General features: G+C 66.7%; 13 protein-coding genes. 8 read left to right on the top strand and 5 right to left on the bottom strand.

Annotated features, from left to right (window positions below):
• Positions 1 to 26: 26 nt before the first annotated feature.
• Both ABUA28_RS08575 and ABUA28_RS08570 read left to right on the top strand, forming a co-directional pair.
• On the top strand, positions 27 to 821 hold the full coding sequence (locus ABUA28_RS08575; RefSeq protein ID WP_349903628.1) for a DeoR/GlpR family DNA-binding transcription regulator: 795 nt from the start codon (positions 27 to 29) through the stop codon (positions 819 to 821).
• An 18-nt stretch (positions 822 to 839) separates the two neighbouring features.
• Positions 840 to 2,942 (top strand): alpha-galactosidase, encoded by a 2,103-nt coding sequence (locus ABUA28_RS08570; protein WP_349903627.1) that lies wholly within the window; start codon positions 840 to 842, stop codon positions 2,940 to 2,942.
• Positions 2,943 to 2,963: 21 nt separating this feature from the next.
• On the opposite strand, the gene ABUA28_RS08565 is transcribed toward ABUA28_RS08570, so the two are convergent.
• The gene (locus ABUA28_RS08565) at positions 2,964 to 4,148 is read right to left on the bottom strand and encodes an MFS transporter (RefSeq protein WP_349903626.1); all 1,185 of its coding nucleotides are present in this window, start codon (positions 4,146 to 4,148) and stop codon (positions 2,964 to 2,966) included.
• A 422-nt stretch (positions 4,149 to 4,570) separates the two neighbouring features.
• Here ABUA28_RS08565 and ABUA28_RS08560 point away from each other — a divergent pair, with 422 nt between their 5' ends.
• The 3 genes from ABUA28_RS08560 to ABUA28_RS08550 all read left to right on the top strand — a co-directional run bounded on the left by ABUA28_RS08560 (position 4,571) and on the right by ABUA28_RS08550 (position 7,663).
• Positions 4,571 to 5,686 carry a substrate-binding domain-containing protein gene (locus tag ABUA28_RS08560; protein WP_349903625.1) on the top strand — a complete coding sequence of 372 codons (1,116 nt, stop codon included), beginning with the start codon at positions 4,571 to 4,573 and terminating at the stop codon, positions 5,684 to 5,686.
• 2 nt (positions 5,687 to 5,688) lie between these two features.
• Positions 5,689 to 6,798, top strand: coding sequence for an ABC transporter permease (locus tag ABUA28_RS08555; RefSeq protein ID WP_349903624.1), 1,110 nt, complete (start codon positions 5,689 to 5,691; stop codon positions 6,796 to 6,798).
• Between the two features lie 76 nt (positions 6,799 to 6,874).
• Positions 6,875 to 7,663, top strand: coding sequence for an ATP-binding cassette domain-containing protein (locus ABUA28_RS08550; protein ID WP_349903623.1), 789 nt, complete (start codon positions 6,875 to 6,877; stop codon positions 7,661 to 7,663).
• A gap of 9 nt (positions 7,664 to 7,672) precedes the next feature.
• Here ABUA28_RS08550 and ABUA28_RS08545 read toward each other — a convergent pair whose 3' ends face one another.
• On the bottom strand, positions 7,673 to 8,512 hold the full coding sequence (locus ABUA28_RS08545) for a helix-turn-helix transcriptional regulator (protein ID WP_349903622.1): 840 nt from the start codon (positions 8,510 to 8,512) through the stop codon (positions 7,673 to 7,675).
• A 147-nt stretch (positions 8,513 to 8,659) separates the two neighbouring features.
• Between ABUA28_RS08545 and ABUA28_RS08540 the strand changes: the two genes are divergently transcribed.
• Complete coding sequence (locus tag ABUA28_RS08540) at positions 8,660 to 9,598, top strand: SDR family oxidoreductase (protein ID WP_349903621.1); 939 nt, start codon at positions 8,660 to 8,662, stop codon at positions 9,596 to 9,598.
• Here the strand turns inward: ABUA28_RS08540 and ABUA28_RS08535 are convergent.
• The gene (locus tag ABUA28_RS08535) at positions 9,584 to 9,955 is read right to left on the bottom strand and encodes a glyoxalase superfamily protein (RefSeq protein WP_349903620.1); all 372 of its coding nucleotides are present in this window, start codon (positions 9,953 to 9,955) and stop codon (positions 9,584 to 9,586) included. The two genes, ABUA28_RS08540 and ABUA28_RS08535, sit on opposite strands and share 15 nt — an antisense overlap.
• An 82-nt stretch (positions 9,956 to 10,037) precedes the next feature.
• On the opposite strand from ABUA28_RS08535, the gene ABUA28_RS08530 reads away from it, so the two are divergent.
• Together ABUA28_RS08530 and ABUA28_RS08525 are read left to right on the top strand one after the other, a co-directional pair.
• Entirely contained in the window at positions 10,038 to 11,030 is a 993-nt protein-coding gene (locus ABUA28_RS08530; RefSeq protein WP_349903619.1) for a helix-turn-helix transcriptional regulator, read from the top strand.
• Positions 11,031 to 11,129: 99 nt separating this feature from the next.
• Positions 11,130 to 12,416: an adenylosuccinate synthase gene (locus ABUA28_RS08525; protein ID WP_349903618.1), complete on the top strand. Its 1,287-nt coding sequence runs from the start codon at positions 11,130 to 11,132 to the stop codon at positions 12,414 to 12,416.
• A gap of 49 nt (positions 12,417 to 12,465) precedes the next feature.
• On the opposite strand, the gene ABUA28_RS08520 is transcribed toward ABUA28_RS08525, so the two are convergent.
• On the bottom strand, positions 12,466 to 13,899 hold the full coding sequence (locus tag ABUA28_RS08520; RefSeq protein ID WP_349903617.1) for a rhamnulokinase: 1,434 nt from the start codon (positions 13,897 to 13,899) through the stop codon (positions 12,466 to 12,468).
• 34 nt (positions 13,900 to 13,933) lie between these two features.
• Positions 13,934 to 15,970, bottom strand: a complete 2,037-nt coding sequence (locus ABUA28_RS08515; protein ID WP_349903616.1) for a bifunctional aldolase/short-chain dehydrogenase — start codon at positions 15,968 to 15,970, stop codon at positions 13,934 to 13,936.
• Between the last annotated feature and the right edge of the window lies 1 nt (position 15,971).

The raw sequence follows: 15,971 nt of genomic DNA, 5'->3' as shown, positions 1-15,971 counted from the left end.
CACGGGCGCGGAGAGAGAGGTGCGGCATGCTTGCAGCGGCTAGACAATCCGAGATCATGACGAAGGTGCACCAGCACGGAATCGTGCGCATCTCGGACCTCTCCGCAATGCTCGGTGTGTCGGACATGACCGTGCGCCGCGACATCGACACGCTCGCGGCATCCGGCCTGCTCCAGAAGGTGCACGGCGGGGCGAAGGTGCCGGGGTCGCTGCGCACCGACGAGCCGGGCTTCGAGAAGAAGTCCATGCGCGAAGAGGCCGAGAAGGGTGCAATCGCGCGCGAGGCGCTCTCGTTCGTGACCCCCGGGTCCGCGATCGGGCTGAGTGCAGGCACCACGACGTGGACCCTGGCCAAGCAACTCCGCTCGATCGAGGGCCTCACGATCGTGACCAATTCGATCCAGATCGCGGATGTCTTCTACCGCGCCGTCGCGCGCAAGGAGGGCAATCGCACGAGCGTCATCCTCACCGGCGGTGAGCGCACGCCATCGGATGCCCTGGTCGGCCCGATCGCGATCAGCGCGCTCGGACAGCTGCACCTCGACACCCTCTTCCTCGGCGTTCACGGTGTTGAAGCCAAGGCGGGCTTCACCACTCCGAACCTGCTCGAGGCCGAGACGAACCGTGCCTTCGCGGCGACGGCGCGCAATGTCGTCGTGCTTGCGGACCACACCAAGTGGGGCACCGTCGGCATGAGCACGATCGCGAAACTCGGCGAGGTCGACGCGTTCGTGACCGACGATGCGATGCCGAGAGAGGCCCGAGAGACCCTTGACAGCCTGATCCCCGACGTGCGCTACGTGCCATTGACGAACGACTGAAGAACGCGGCGGTACGGAATGAGTGAGCTGGTCCATCTTCGCGGTGGAGGAACGTCCCTTGCGATCGAGCTGTCCGGCTCCGCGCCCGAGGTCATCCATTGGGGTGCAGATCTGGGTTCCGATGCCGGGGTGCCGACCGGGCTCAGCGCTGCTGTGCCGCACTCCTCGTATGACGTGCCGGAGGGCATCCCGCTTTTCCCGCAGGCCTCGAGCGGATGGCGTGGTCGCCCCGCTCTGCTCGGCCACCGCTCGGGCCGCGATTTCTCGCCCAGGCTGGTGACCACCGGGCATCGCTCGCTGGGCGTCGGCGCCCACGAGATCACCCTCGCGGATGCTGCGGCCGGCCTCAGCGTGACGATCGAGCTGCACCTCGGCGAGGAGGGCATGCTCCGCACGCGAACCACCCTGAGCAACGACGGTGTCGGCGTGTATTCGCTGCAGCAGCTCAGCTCGGTCCTGCCGCTCGGGCCCGAGGCGGAGGAGATCCTCGACCTGACCGGTCGATGGTGCCGCGAGCAGCATCCGCAGCGCAGAAAGATCACGCAGGGAACCTGGCAGCGGGCATCCCGCCACGGCCGCACGGGGCACGACAACTCGCTGCTCATGGCGGCGGGCACCGCGTCGTTCTCCAACCGCTCGGGCACGCTGTGGGCCGTGCATCTCGGCTTCAGCGGCAACCACGAGGTCTACCTCGAGAAGAGCGCGAGCAACGTTGCCATGCTCGGGATGGCCGAGCTGCTTGCGCCGGGCGAGGTCACCCTCGCCACGGGTGAGAGCTACACCACCCCCTGGACCTACGCGGCATACTCCGAGCACGGGATCGACGGCATCACCGAGCGCTTCCACCGGTGGATGCGGGCTCGGCCCGGGCATCCGTCGTCGCCTCGCCCGGTCGTGCTGAACACCTGGGAGGCCGTGTACTTCAACCACGACCTCGCCACCCTGACCGAGCTGGCGGAGCGCGCGCAGGAGGTGGGCGTCGAACGCTTCGTGCTCGACGACGGCTGGTTCCTGCACCGCCGGGGCGATACGGCGGGCCTGGGAGACTGGTACGTGGATGAGGATGTCTGGCCGGGTGGGCTGACGCCGCTCATCGACGCGGTGACCTCCCGCGGCATGAGGTTCGGCCTGTGGGTCGAGCCGGAGATGGTCAACGAGGACTCCGACGTGATTCGCGCCCACCCGGACTGGATCAGCGGGCCGGGCACGCACATCCCGCCGCAGTGGCGAAACCAGCAGGTGCTCGACCTCGTGAACGCGGAGGCGTGGCAGTACATCTACGACCGGCTCGATGCCCTGCTCGGCGAGAACGACATCTCCTATCTCAAGTGGGACCAGAACCGCGATCTCACCGAGGCGGGCCACGAGGGGCAGGCGTCGACGCACGAGCAGACGCTCGCCGCGTATCGGCTGTTCGACGCCCTGCGCGCCGCGCATCCGGACGTGGAGATCGAGAGCTGCTCCTCCGGTGGTGCGCGCGTGGATCTCGGAATCCTCGAGCGCACCGACCGGGTGTGGGCCTCCGACTGCAACGACGCGCTGGAGCGGCAGACCATCCAGCGGTGGACCCAGTCCGTGCTTCCGCCGGAGCTCGTCGGCAGCCACGTCGGCCCTCCTACCTCGCACACGACCGGCCGCACCCACGATCTCTCCTTCCGCGCCGCGACCGCGCTGTTCGGCCACTTCGGCATGGAGTGGGACATCCGCGAGGCCGAGGGCGAGGTGCTCGCCGAGCTGAAGGATGCCGTCGCGCTGTACAAGAAGCACCGCGCGCTGCTGCACTCGGGCGTCGCCGTGCACGCCGACCTCGTCGACCCCGCGTACCTGCTGCACGGCGTGGTCGCGCAGGATGCCTCCGAGGCGCTGTTCGCGTTCGTGAGCGTTGCGAGTTCGTTCGCCGAGCACCCCGGCAGGGTGCAGTTCCCCGGGCTCGACCCCGAGCGGCGTTATCGCGTGACGGTGGCGTTCCCGACCGGTGGACATCCATTCATTCAGCGACAGGCACCCGGATGGCTCGCCGCGGGATTCGAGGCGACCGGCCTCGCACTGGCGAAGGTCGGCCTGCCGATGCCCATACTGAACCCCGAGCACGCGATCGTGCTGGAGGTCGTGGCCGCCTGATCGGGCATCCTGCTTCGGCGATCAGCGAGCGGTCTCCTCGACCGGCTCCGCGGCATCAGGAGTTCGTCTGGCACCCCTGCGCGCGAACTCGACCAGGACCAACGCGACCACGGTGAGCGCCGCGCAGATGACGAAGACACCCTGGTAGCCCATCGCGGTCGTGGCGCCCAGCCCGATGATCGGGCCGGAGATGATGGCACCGACACGACGCGTGTTCGTGAACAACCCGGATGCCACCCCGGGCCGCCGGATGATCTGCTGGAACAGCGTGAGGCCGATCCCCGCGACCACTCCGAAAAACCATGCATTGAGCACCTGCAGCGCGACCAGGGCGATCGGCCCCGTGACGAGCGCCATCGCCGCGTAGTAGACGATTCCGGCGATGCAGCCCGAGGCGATGAGCGCGAAGCTGGACACGCGTTGCACCAACCGCCCGATCGTGAGCAGCGCGGGAATCTCCAGCAGCGCCGAGACGCCGAGCGCGACTCCCGACCACAGCAGCGGGAGCCCGAGTCGATCCGTCACAAACAGGCTCATGATCGCCACGGCCGCGTTGTTGGTCGCCTGCAGGGCGACGAATCCCGCGACGATGGCGATCAGCGCCCGTCGCGGCACCTGACGATGATCGTCGTCGGCCGATCCACGAGGTGTGAGCGAGACCGGATGCCTGCGCTCACGGGCAATCGTGAGGAGTGCCGTGGCCACGTTGAAGACGGCGACCACCGCGAGCACCGGCAGGATCGATCGGTTGCCCAGGGCTCCCATGATGATGGTCGCGAGCGGCGGTCCGGCCACCCACGCGAACGACACGACGGCGCGCGCGTTCACCACCGATCGGGGTCCCGCACCCGAGTGCTTGAGGTCGGCGAACAGCAGCGAGGATCCGACCCCGGCAGGGCCCCCCAGTACGACGAGCGCGATGACGACGATCGGCAGTGAGGTGGTGAGGGCGAGTGCGCAGACCAGCGCGAACGTCAGGATGCCGCACACCAGCATCGGGCCGAGGTAGTTGCGGTGCCGATCCGCGTAGGCGGGCACGATGAGCGACGCGATGAACCCGCTCGCGTTGTAGACCATGAGCACCCAGCCGACCTCAAGCGGTGTCGCGCCGAACAGCGAGACCAGCAGCAGGGCCAGCACGGGGTTGAGAAACGCGGCCTGGAGTCCCCAGAACAGAGCAGAGGACGACGAGAGAAGTCGCTTCATGCGACGGGTGCGCTCAGCACGGGATGAGCTGCGTGCCGTTGCCGGTCGCTGGCGCGGTACTTTGACGCATTCTTCCTCCAGTCGGCGACGATACACCGTCGGGACCGCGGCCGGAAATATAAAGATTTCCTGAGGATTTAGCCCTTGTGGCGTCACGGCGGCGAAGTAATACTATGGTTTTGTTAGCGTTCACACTGTAGGTTGTTAGCGTTAACAATTCGGTGGGCTGTTCCTGGGCTCACCCGGATAGAGGCGAAGGAGTCACACGGCCGATGACGGTTACGCGCAGCTCCTCGTCAGTCACGCGATCAGGCGCAAATGCCACGGGCTTCCCTGCCCACCCACAGCTCAACAGACGTGAGGGTGTTCGGGTTTAACCGCGTGACGTGGCACCAAGTAGATATTCATTCGAGGAGGAAACGATGTCTGAAAGTACGAAGTTCGATACTGAGGTTGCCCCGGAGCGTTTAGCGCTGTCACGGCGGCGTCTGCTTCGCAATGTCGGGATCATGGGTGTCGGCGCGCCGGCCTTGGTCGCACTGCTTGACGCATGCACCGGCACGAGCACAGCGGATGCGACGACGGTCGCGGGCGGGGGTGTCTACCCCGGTCACAAGAAGTACAACTTCACGCTCGTGAACCACGTGACCACGAACTCGTTCTTCACGCCGACCCGTTTCGGCGCAGAGGATGCGTGTGCACTACTGGGCTGCAGCTACAGCTGGACCGGGTCGAAGGACTCGATCGTGTCCGAGATGGTCAACGCGATGAACAGCGCGACCACCGCCAAGGTTGACGGCATCGGTGTTCCGGTGATCGACCCGACCGCCTTCACGGCGCCCACCGAAAAGGCGCTTGAGGCCGGTATCCCGGTCGTCGCGTACAACGCGAACCCACCAGCAGACAGCAAGACCCCGATTATGTCGTACATCGGCCAGGACAACACCGCGGCCGGCGTTGCCGCAGGCAAGCGAATCCTCGAGCAGGTGAAGCCGGGCGACACCGTGGCCTGCATGATCGCCACGCCCGGCAGCGGCAACATCCAGCCGCGCGCCGACGGTGCCAAGGGCGTGCTCGAGGCCGCTGGCGTGAAGTACGTGCAGGTGGCAACGGGAGCTGCGGAGGGCGCTGAACTCTCGGCAGTCGAGGCATGGTTCCAGGGCCACCAGGATGCGAAGTTCCTCTACGCTGTCGACTCCGGCAGTGGAATCGCCGTCGCCAAGACGGTCGAGAAGTTCGCATCGACCGGCGTCAAGGGCTCCGGCTGGGATGTCGGAACGCCGACGCTCGACCAGGTGAAGGCCGGCAAGCTCGACTTCACGATCGACCAGCAGGCCTACATCCAGGGCTTCCTGCCGATCCTGCAGCTGTTCCTGTACCAGGTCTCCGGTGGACTCATGGGTCCGGTCAACACGAATACCGGACTCAAGTTCGTGCTTAAGAGTAATGTCGACCCCTACACGGCGAGCAAGAGCCGCTTCGAGGGTTCGACCAGCAAGGCGGCTGTGCTCGCTGCACCGTCCTCGATTCAAAGCTGACAATGAGTTCATCAGTTTCTTCCGCTACGCCGGGCGGCGCAAGCCGCCCGGCGGCAGCGCCGTCTGCTGCCCGACTGCGGTGGCGTCGATTCCTTCAGGGCCAGGAACTGGTCATCGGGATCATCGGCATCGCATTGATCATCTTCTTCAGCGCGGCGACTACCTCGTTCGGCACTCTCTCCAACCTGGCAACGGTGTCCAGCTACGTCGCTCCCATCCTGTTGGTGGCCGTCGCTGAGGTCTCCGTGCTGACGCTCGGCGAGATCGACCTGTCGGTCGGTGGCGTGTACGTGCTCTCGCCATTCCTGGTCGTCTACCTGAATGACGCGGGCCTGCAGGTCATCCCCGCGATCATCGTCACTCTGCTGATCTCGATCGCCATCGGGTGCGTCAACGGCCTGATCACCGTGCTGCTCAAGGTGCCGTCGTTCATCACGACCCTCGGCACCGTGTTCGCTCTCGAGGGCTTCGTTCTTCTGTCGTCAGACGGAATCCAGATCAACCCCGCGGGAGAAGGCGCCATCACCGACGTGCTCGGTGGCTGGGAGTACTCCTCGATTCTGTGGGCCCTGGGCATCGGCGTGATCCTGCACATCGTGTTCAAGCGCACGACGTTCGGCCTCCACGTGGTCGCTGTCGGCGGAAACCAGACGGCAGCGGGCGAGGCGGGCATCCGAGTTGCCTGGGTCAAGGTCGCGTGCTTCGCCATCTGCTCCCTGCTCGGTGGCTTCCTCGGACTGCTGGATGGCTACCGGATCGGCAGCCTGAACCCCGGCACCGACGGACTGACCCTGATGTTCTACGGTGTCGCAGCGGCCGTCGTCGGCGGTACAGCACTGACCGGCGGGCGGGGCACCATGATCGGTGCCGGCATCGGTGCAATCGTCCTCGGCGTGCTGCAGGACGGCTTCAACATCATGGGCGTCAACGCATTCGCCTACCAGCTCGTTCTGGGCCTGGCGATCCTGGCCGCGATGATCCTGAACATTCAGATGGATCGTGTTCGCACCGGACGCGACAAGCGCGTGGTCCCGAAGGGCGCGCCGCGTGCGGCAGCAGCCAAGGCGGCCGATGCGCCACCGGCCAATTCCGCTCCTCCCGGAGCGAACTGACCACTCACTCGCCAAGCGAACCACGAACATCGGCGGCCTCGAGTACCGCGAGCGTACCGAGGCCAAGGGAGACACAATGGAACAATCACAAGGCAATAACGGGGTGCCCGACATCCTTCGAACCGAAGAGGTCGCGAAGAGTTTCGGACCGGTCACGGCGCTCGAAGGAGTCAGTCTCCATCTGGCTCCGGGCGAGGTGCTGGGGCTCGTCGGCTCGAACGGCGCGGGCAAGTCGACCCTCGTCAAGATCATCACCGGGTACTACCGTCCGGACGCTGGCCAGATCTACATGGATGGCGAGCCGGTCAACTTCCGGTCCGTCGAAGACGCGCGCAAGCACGGCATCGAGACGGTGTTCCAGGATCTGGCTCTCGTCGACGAGCTGTCGGTGTTTCACAACCTGTTCCTCAACCGGGAGCCCACCTTCGGTGGTCCGTTCCGGTTCCTGAACAATCGGCGGATGAGGGAAGAGGCCAAGCAGTACCTGCGCGACATCCAGGTCAACATCCCTTCGGTGGATGTTCCCGTGGAGAAGCTCTCCGGCGGTCAACGCCAAGCCATCGCGGTGGCTCGCGCGACCAGGCAGCCCGGCGTGAAGGTGTTGCTGCTGGACGAGCCGCTTGCCGCCATGGGTGCGCGCGAGGCGTCGCTCATCATCGAGCTGGTCAGGAACCTGGCCAAGTCCCGAGGTGTCGCGATGCTGGTGGTCGATCACAACTACACGCACATCTTCGAGCTGTGCGACCGCATCAACGTGATCGAGCAGGGTCGCGTGACGCTCGACAAGCGCATCGAAGACACCTCGCTGAACGAGCTGACCGAGTTCATGATCACCTCGTACCGCGAGCAGCTCCAGGGCGCCTGAGCCGCGCGGTCAGGCAGTCATGCTGTCGACGCCGATCACCGAGAGCAGTTCGAGTTTCTCGTAACTCTCGGTGCCCGGCGTCGCGGTGAAAACCAGCAGGGTCTGCGACTGGTCTGCGTCGAAGAGTCGCTGGCAGTCCAGTTCGAGAACGCCCAGTTCCGGATGCCGGATGCGCTTGCGACGGTCCGGGTGTCCGTCGACGAGATGCCGGGCCCAGAGTGCCGCGAACTCGGCGCTGGTCTCGAGGAGGTGATCGATCATCGGGACCAGCTGCGGGTTGTTCGGCTCCCGCGTCGCGGCGATCCGCAGCTCGGACACGACGATGCGGCTCTGCCCGGCGTGCTCCTCCTCCGGGTAGATGCACCGCGCATCCGGATCGGTGAACCAGCGGTAGCCGACGCTGCGTGACATCCCGGTGAACTCCGTCTCGACCCCGAGCAGGGCGATCGCGAGCCGGTTCTGCAGGAGCGTCTCGCCGAGGCCGCCCATGATCTGGGCCGGAGTGTCCTGCATGCGATCCATCACCCGAAGCAGGCCGGGGGTGATGTGCGTGCTGTGCAGCGAACGGGCCGGTGCGTTGTGCCCGGCGAGCCTGAACAGGTGGTCGCGCTCGTCCAGGCTCAGGTGCAGCGCGCGAGCGATCGAGGCGAGCATCGGCAGCGAGGGCTGTGGGCCACGCTGCTGCTCGAGCCGGCTGAGGTAGTCCGTCGACATCCCGGCCAGGAGCGCGACCTCTTCGCGGCGGAGCCCGGATGTGCGCCGTCTGGCGCCGCGGGGGAGTCCGACGTCCTGCGGCTGAAGCGCTTCGCGACGGGTGCGAAGAAAATCGGCCAGCTGCTCTCTGTTCACTCAGCCCAATATCGTCGGTGTCCGGGCCATTAGCAAGGGATCGGCGATCCGTGGTTGTGTGCGCCCTGGCTGTCCCTCGGCGAGGGTGTGAGTCTGGGGATGCGGTGCCCGGGTGTGGTGCCTGACCAGACAGGACGAAGGAAGACCATGACTCGCTCGACATTCATCGACCTCCCCGATTTCAGGGGACAGCGCGCGATCATCACCGGCGCGAGCGACGGCATCGGGCTCGAGATCGCGCTCGGGTTCGCGCGGGCCGGGAGCGAGCTCGTGCTGCCGGTGCGGACTGTGGCGAAGGGCGAGGCCGCGGTGCGGAAGATCCGGGATGCCGTGCCCGGCGCCGTGGTATCGACCAAGGCGTTCGACCTGTCGTCGCTCGAGTCCGTCGCAGCCTTCGCCGACGGGGTGCTCGCCGACGGGGCGCCCGTGACGCACCTCATCAACAACGCGGGCGTCATGACTCCGCCGCTGCGGCAGCTCACTGCAGATGGATTCGAGCTGCAGTTCGGAGCAAACTATCTGGGGCACTTCGCCCTCGTGCAGCGACTCATGCCCCTGCTGCGCGCGGGAGGCGCGCGGGTCGTGAGCCAGACGAGCTTTGCCGCGGATGGTGCCCGGATCAACTGGGACGACCTGCAGTTCGCGCGTCGCTACAGCGCGCAGAGGGCCTACGGGCAGTCGAAGCTCGCCCTGATGCTGTTCGCCCTCGAGCTCGATCGGCGCAGCGAGGCCGGCGGGTGGGGGATCGAAAGCAGTGTCGCGCATCCCGGTATCGCCCTGACCAACCTGCTGGCCGCGCATCCGGAGCTGGGGCGCACTCGCGACACGGGGCTCGTGCGCGTCATCCGGCTGCTCGTGCGCCTCGGCATCCTGGTGCAGACCGCGGGGGGCGGTGCTCTTCCCGCGTTGTACGCGGCGAGCAGCGTGAGACACGGTGCGTTCTTCGGCCCAGGTGGGTTCCTGCACCTGTCCGGGGCACCGGCGGAGCAGGAGGTGTACGGGTCGGCGAGCAGCCGCAGCGACGCAGAACGGCTGTGGGACGTTTCAGAGTCGCTCACCGGTGCCGCGTTCTCAGCGCGGCAGTAGTTCCTGGAGCGACCACGTGTTGCCGTCTGGATCAGCGAAGCGAACGAAACGACCCCAGGCCAGGTTCTCGACTTCACTCGCCTCGACACCTTTTTCGAGAAGGTGCTCGCGAGCCTCGTCTGCGTCCGGGATCACCACTTGGATGCCTCTCTGGGTGCCGGGGAGCATGTCGATGCCGAGACCGGTTCCGAAGGCGATCGAGCAGGCAGAACCCTCTGGTGTCAGCTGCACGAAGCGCAACTCTTCTGTGACCTGCTGGTCGAAGTCTGCGTGGAACCCGACCTGGTCGACGTAGAAGGCCTTGGCCCGGTCGACGTCGGTGACGGGGATGAAGATGAGTTCGATCTTCCAGTTCATGATGTTCTCCTTGGGTTGGTGTTTCTCCACGGTAGAAGACAATCAGGTCGCTTTCCGTCCTGATTGATCAGAGAATGGGGACATGGCAGAAACGACGTCTCGGACCCTCGCGCTGCTCAGCCTTCTACAGACTCACCGGCAGTGGTCTGGCCCGGAGTTGGCGGAGCGACTCGGTGTGACCGGGCGCACTCTGCGCCGCGACATCGAGCGCCTGCGAGAGCTCGGATATCGAGTAGGTGCGGCACGCGGCGCCGCCGGAGGCTACCGACTCGAGGCCGGGTCGCAACTCCCCCCGCTGCTGCTCACCGACGAGGAGGCGGTCACGATGGCGATCGGTCTGCGCATTGCGGCGACCCGGGGTCTGGTCAATGGCGAGCAGACTTCGCTGAGCGCGCTCGCCAAGTTCGAGCAGGTGCTGCCGTCGGCACTGCGGCAGCGGGTGAACGCCCTCGCGGGCAGTGTGCTCGCCGGTCGACCGCGGCCGCAGGGTTCGCACGGTGTCCCGGTGTCATCCGAGCTGCTCGTTTCATCCGAACTTCTCGGTCAGCTCGCGCTCGCCTGCCGCGATCACGAGCGCATCCGCTTTCACTATGTCGCGGCGGGCGGCGCTGAGACGGATCGCGCGGTCGAGCCGCACACGCTCGTCGCGGCCGAGCGCAGCTGGTTCCTGGTCTGTTGGGACCTGCAGCGCGGCGACTGGCGCACCTTTCGCGTCGACCGGATGAGCAGTTACTTCGGCACTCGGCGGCACTTTGTGCCGCGAGAGCTTCCCGCAGTGGACGCGGCAGAGTTCGTGACGGCGGTAATCGCATCCATGCACAGCCGAGTCCAGGCGGAGGTCGTCATGCGGATGCCTCTCGCGGCCATGCGCGAACATTTCGGCCCGTGGTCGGAGGGTGCGGTCGCGATCGATGAACACACCACGAGTTGGCCGATCAGCGGGGACACGTTCGAGCTCATGCTCTCGGCCCTGGTTTGGGTTCCCGCGGGCATGGAATACGAACTGCGCGGCAGCGACGAGTTTCTGGCGTTCGCGCGTGAGGCGGCCACGCGCATGTCTCGCGCCGTTGCCTGACCGGCCTGGCTCTGACGGGAGTCGACCTTTTCTAGTGGCCTGTCAGTGGCTACACGATAGGCTGGGGTGTAATCCCCACCGATCTCGAAGGGATCAGTTATGCCTGCAATCGTTCTGATCGGCGCCCAGTGGGGCGACGAAGGCAAGGGCAAGGCCACCGACCTTCTCGGCAGCCGCGTCGACTACGTCGTCAAGTTCAACGGCGGCAACAATGCCGGGCACACGGTGGTCGTCGGCGACGAGAAGTATGCGCTGCACCTGCTCCCCTCCGGCATTCTGACCGAGGGCGTCACGCCGGTGATCGCCAACGGTGTCGTCATCGACATCGAGGTGCTCTTCGAAGAGCTGGATGCGCTCAGCGCCCGCGGCGTCGACGTCTCGCGCCTGCTCGTGAGCTCAAACGCGCACGTCATCACGCAATACCACCGCACCCTCGACAAGGTGACGGAGCGCTTTCTCGGCAAGCGACAGATCGGCACGACGGGGCGGGGAATCGGTCCGGCGTATGCCGACAAGATCAACCGGGTCGGCATCCGCATCCAGGACCTGTTCGACGAGAACATCCTGCGCCAGAAGATCGAGGGCGCGCTCGCCCAGAAGAACCACCTGCTGGTGAAGATCTATAACCGTCGCGCGATCACCGTCGACGAGATCGCGGATGAGCTGCTCAAGTATGCGGATCGCCTGCGCCCCATGGTCGCTGACACCGGCCTCCGCCTGAACCAGGCCCTCGACGCGGGAGACACCCTGCTGTTCGAGGCGGGCCAGGCCACGATGTTGGATGTCGACCACGGCACCTACCCGTTCGTCACGTCGTCGTCGGCCACCTCGGGTGGTGCGGCAACGGGATCCGGGGTCGCACCGAACCGCTTCGACCGCGTGATCGGAGTCGTCAAGGCGTACACGACCCGCGTCGGCGCCGGCCCGTTCCCCACCGAGCTGTTCGATGAGTCTGGCGACTTCCTGCGCGAGAACGGCTTCGAGTTCGGCACGACCACCGGGCGCCCGCGCCGCTGCGGCTGGTACGACGCTCCCATCGCTCGCTACGCCTCGCGCGTCAACGGCATCACCGACTTCGTGCTCACCAAGCTCGACGTGCTCACCGGGCTCGAGCAGATCCCGGTCTGCGTCGCCTATGAGGTCGACGGAGTGCGCGTGGATGAGGTGCCGACCTCGCAGACCGACTTCCACCACGCGATCCCCATCTACGAGAACTTCCCGGGCTGGAGCGAAGACATCACCGGAGCTCGCAGTTTCGAGGATCTGCCGCAGGCCGCACAGGACTACGTGATCTCGCTCGAGAGGATCAGCGGATCGCGCATCTCGGCGATCGGCGTCGGCCCCGGCCGCGACGCGATCGTCGTGCGGCACGACCTGTTGGGGTAGCAATGTTCCCTGAACCGCGGCCGCGGCCGCGGCCGCGACTGTGGCCGCGTCAGCGGGGTGCGGAGGTTCGCGGGCGGTAGGCAACGGGGTGGAAGGCTGCCGCGACGAGTGCGCGAAGTGCCTCAAGGTCACCACTGACGGCATCCTGGGCCCGCGCCTGCACGAGCACGTTGCCGATCGCTGTCGCCTCGACCGGGCCCGCCAGCACAGGCAGGCCGCTGCGGTCGGCGGTGAGCTGGCAGAGCAACTCGTTCTGCGAGCCGCCGCCGACCAGGTGGATGACCGAGACCGGTTTCCCCGACAACTCTGACGCGCGCCGCACTGCCGTGGCAAAGGCATCCGCAAGGCTTTCGAGAATGCAGCGCACGAACTCCGCGCGGCTCTGCGGAACCGGCAGTCCGCGCTCGGCCAACCAGTCGGAAATGCGCGCGGGCAGGTCGCCCGGCGCGAGGAAGCGCTCGTCGTTCGCGTCGAAGATCGGGACCGGCGTGGTCACCGCCGCAGCCGCACCGAGGAGCGACACGAGATCAATGGATGGGCCATCCGACTCCCACACGCGCACCGACTCGCTCAACAGCCAGAGGCCCATCACGTTGTGCAGGAAGCGCACGCGGCCATCGACGCCGCCCTCGTTGGTGAAGTTCGCCGCGCGGCTCGCCTCGGTGAGCACGGGGGCCTCGAGCTCCACGCCGACCAGGCCCCAGGTGCCGCAGGAGATGTAGGCGAAATCCGGGGCGCTCGCCGGGATGGCGACGACAGCGGATGCCGTGTCGTGCGACCCGACGGCCGTCACGGTGAGTCCTGGCCCGGCGCCGATTCTCGCGGCAACATCCGGGAGCAGTCCGCCCACGCTCGACCCCGGCGTGACGAGCTCGGGGAAGATGCCGCGCGGGAAGCCGAGCCGACGGATGAGGGCGTCGTCCCACTCGCCGCTGCTCACGTTCACCAGCCCCGTCGTCGAGGCGTTCGTGCGCTCCGCGCGGCGCTCGCCGGTGAGCCAGAAGTCGATCAGGTCGGGGATGAGCAGCATGGTGTCTGCCTCATCCAGCAGCCGGGGCGACAGCTGCTCCGCGGCCAGCTGGTACAGGGTGTTGAAGGGCAGATGCTGCAGGCCGTTCGCGGTGTAGAGCTCTGCGGGGCTCGCGATGGCGTGAACTCTCTCGACGCCGGCCGCGGATCGCGCGTCGCGGTAGTGAAACGGGGGCGCGAGCATCCGCCCACCCCTCAGCAGCGCATAGTCGACCGCCCAGGTGTCGACGCCGATGCTGGCGAGGTCCGGCTCTTCGCGCAGGGCCGCGGTGAGCCCGTCCAGCACGCTCTCGTAGAGCGCCTCGATGTCCCAGTGCAGGCCTTCCGCCGCCGCTACCGGGCCGTTGGGAAAGCGCGCGACCGGTCGCAGGCTCAGCTCGTTATGGCCGACGTACCCGAGCATGACCCGCCCGCTGGTCGCGCCGAGATCGACCGCCGCGACCGCGGTCAGCATAGTTGCTCCTCGCTACTCGACCAACAGATGAGGTTCATCGCAGGAACGCCGCCGCGACGCCCGCATCCACGGGGATGTGCAGGCCGGTCGTATGGTCGAGGTCCGACGAGCAGAGCACGAACACCGCGTTCGCGACGTTCTCCGGCAGCACCTCGCGCTTCAGCAGGGTGCGCTGCGCGTAGTATTCGCCGAGCTTCTCCTCCGGGACGCCGTAGACCGCAGCCCGCTTCGCGCCCCAGCCACCCGCGAAGATACCGGAGCCGCGCACGACACCGTCCGGGTTGATGCCGTTGACCTTGATGCCGTACTCGCCGAGCTCCGCCGCGAGCAACCGCACCTGGTGCGCCTGGTCTGCCTTGGTCGCCGAATAGGCGATGTTGTTCGGGCCAGCGAACACCGAGTTCTTCGAGGAGATGTAGACGATGTCTCCGCCGAGCTTCTGGTCGATGAGCACCTTCGCCGCCGCCCGGCTCACGAGGAATGAACCCTTGGCCATCACGTTGTGCTGCAGGTCCCAATCGGCGACCGTGGTCTCGAGCAGCGACTTAGAGAGCGAGAGTCCGGCGTTGTTGACGACGAGGTCGAGGCCGCCGAACGCGAGCACGGTCTGGTCGATCGCGGACTGCACCTGGCGCTCGTCGGTGACGTCCGCCTTGATGCCGATGGCGACATCCGTGGTGCCCAGCTCGGCAGCGGCGGCCTGTGCCTTCTCCAGGTCGAGGTCGGCGATGACTACGCAGGCTCCCTCGGCGGCGAGGCGCGTCGCGATGGCCTTGCCGATGCCGGATGCCGCCCCGGTCACGAGCGCAACGCGCGACTGGAGAGGCCTGGGCTTTGGCATCCGCTGCAGTTTGGCCTCTTCGAGCGCCCAGTACTCGATGCGGAACTTCTCGCTCTCCGGGATCGGGGTGTAGCTCGAGATGGCCTCCGCACCGCGCATCACGTTGATCGCGTTGATGTAGAACTCTCCGGCGACCCGCGCGGTCTGTTTGTTGGCGCCGTAGCTGAACATGCCGACCCCGGGGATGAGTACGACGAGTGGATCCGCACCCCTGATTGCGGGTGAGGCCTCCGTTGCGTGCCGGTCGTAGTACGCCTGGTAGTCGGTGCGGTACTCCTCGTGCAACTCGTGCAGCCGTGCGATCGTCTCCTCGATGGAGGCGCTCGCAGGCAGGTCGAGCAGCAGCGGCTTCACCTTGGTGCGCAGGAAGTGGTCCGGGCAGCTGGTGCCGAGCGCCGCAAGGCGTGGGTGCTCTGAACGGGACAGGAAGTCGAGCACGACCTCCGAGTCCGTGAAGTGCCCGACCTGGGCTTTGTCGGTGGAGACCAGTCCGCGGAGGGCCGGCGCGATCGCGGCAGCCTTGGCTCTGCGCTCTGGCTCGCTCAACGGCCCGTAACCATCAATGACGGTTCCAAAGGGATCCGTGCGCCCGTGCTCCTGTATAAAGGCCTCCGCGGTCTCGATGATCCAGAGCGAGTTGGCCTCGGCCTCCTCGGACGTCGAGCCCCATGCCGTGATGCCGTGGCCGCCGAGAATGCAGCCGAGTGCCGCAGGGTTGTTCCGCCTGATCGCCGCGATGTCTTCGCCGAGCTGCCAGCCGGGGCGTCGCCAGGGGACCCACGCGACCTTGTCGCCGAAGGCCTCCGCGGTGAGCTCCTCACCATCGGAGGCGGTGGCGAAGGCGATGCCGGAGTCCGGATGCAGGTGGTCGACGTGTGCCGCATCCACCAGCCCGTGCATGGCGGTGTCGATCGACGGGGCGGCCCCACCCTTGCCGTGCAGCACGTACTCGAACGCCGCGACCATCTCATCTTCGCGCTCGACGCCCGGGTACACCTTCGACAGTGCGCGCAGTCGGTCGAGCCGCAGCACCGAGAGACCCTGCTCGGTGAGGGTGCCGAGGTCTCCGCCCGAGCCCTTGACCCAGAGCAGTTCGACCTGCTCCCCGGTTGCCGGGTCGATCTCGAGGCCCTTGGCGGAGGTGTTGCCGCCGGCATAGTTGGTGTTGCGAGGGTTGGCGCCGAGTCGGTTGCTGCGGGCGATGAGCTCTGCGGCGGTCGGATTGGTCACG

It is taken from the genome of Parafrigoribacterium humi, from assembly GCF_040227205.1.
GTDB classification, from domain to species: domain Bacteria; phylum Actinomycetota; class Actinomycetes; order Actinomycetales; family Microbacteriaceae; genus Parafrigoribacterium_A; species Parafrigoribacterium_A humi.
Note: the sequence above shows the minus strand (reverse complement) of the source record. Positions and strands in the feature narration are given on the sequence as shown.